This window comes from Streptomyces sp. NPDC088785, from assembly GCF_044750685.1.
Lineage (GTDB): Bacteria > Actinomycetota > Actinomycetes > Streptomycetales > Streptomycetaceae > Streptomyces.
Map to the genome: position 1 here is coordinate 1 of NZ_JBIVKH010000034.1, position 1,416 is coordinate 1,416.

Here is a 1,416-nt window from a genome sequence, read left to right on the forward strand (position 1 = left end):
CTGAGACCTGATGCCGAGCCGATTGTGGTGAAGTGGATGATCCTATGCTGTCGAGAAAAGCCTCTAGCGAGTTTCATGGCGGCCCGTACCCTAAACCGACTCAGGTGGTCAGGTAGAGAATACCGAGGCGTTCGGGTGAACTATGGTTAAGGAACTCGGCAAAATGCCCCCGTAACTTCGGGAGAAGGGGGGCCACACCTGGTGATCGGATTTACTCCGTGAGCTGGGGGTGGCCGCAGAGACCAGCGAGAAGCGACTGTTTACTAAAAACACAGGTCCGTGCGAAGCCGTAAGGCGATGTATACGGACTGACGCCTGCCCGGTGCTGGAACGTTAAGGGGACCGGTTAGTGCACTTTCGGGTGTGCGAAGCTGAGAACTTAAGCGCCAGTAAACGGCGGTGGTAACTATAACCATCCTAAGGTAGCGAAATTCCTTGTCGGGTAAGTTCCGACCTGCACGAATGGCGTAACGACTTCTCGACTGTCTCAACCATAGGCCCGGTGAAATTGCACTACGAGTAAAGATGCTCGTTTCGCGCAGAAGGACGGAAAGACCCCGGGACCTTTACTACAGTTTGATATTGGTGTTCGGTTCGGCTTGTGTAGGATAGGTGGGAGACTTTGAACCAGCCACGCCAGTGGTTGGGGAGTCGTCGTTGAAATACCACTCTGGTCGTGCTGGATGTCTAACCTCGGTCCGTGATCCGGATCAGGGACAGTGTCTGATGGGTAGTTTAACTGGGGCGGTTGCCTCCCAAAGAGTAACGGAGGCGCCCAAAGGTTCCCTCAGCCTGGTTGGTAATCAGGTGTTGAGTGTAAGTGCACAAGGGAGCTTGACTGTGAGACCGACGGGTCGAGCAGGGACGAAAGTCGGGACTAGTGATCCGGCGGTGGCTTGTGGAAGCGCCGTCGCTCAACGGATAAAAGGTACCCCGGGGATAACAGGCTGATCTTCCCCAAGAGTCCATATCGACGGGATGGTTTGGCACCTCGATGTCGGCTCGTCGCATCCTGGGGCTGGAGTCGGTCCCAAGGGTTGGGCTGTTCGCCCATTAAAGCGGTACGCGAGCTGGGTTTAGAACGTCGTGAGACAGTTCGGTCCCTATCCTCTGTGCGCGTAGGAATATTGAGAAGGGCTGTCCCTAGTACGAGAGGACCGGGACGGACGAACCTCTGGTGTGCCAGTTGTCCTGCCAAGGGCATGGCTGGTTGGCTACGTTCGGGAGGGATAACCGCTGAAAGCATCTAAGCGGGAAGCCTGCTTCGAGATGAGTATTCCCACCCCCTTTGAGGGGTTAAGGCTCCCAGTAGACGACTGGGTTGATAGGCCGGATCTGGAAGCACCGTGAGGTGTGGAGGTGACCGGTACTAATAGGCCGAGGGCTTGTCCTCAGTTGCTCGCGTCCACTGTGTTG

The 1,416-nt window shown here is 56.1% G+C and carries 1 rRNA gene; it reads left to right on the forward strand.

Annotated features, from left to right (window positions below):
- A 23S ribosomal RNA gene (locus tag ACIP5K_RS35700) occupies positions 1-1,393 on the forward strand; the annotation flags it as partial.
- Between the last annotated feature and the right edge of the window lie 23 nt (positions 1,394-1,416).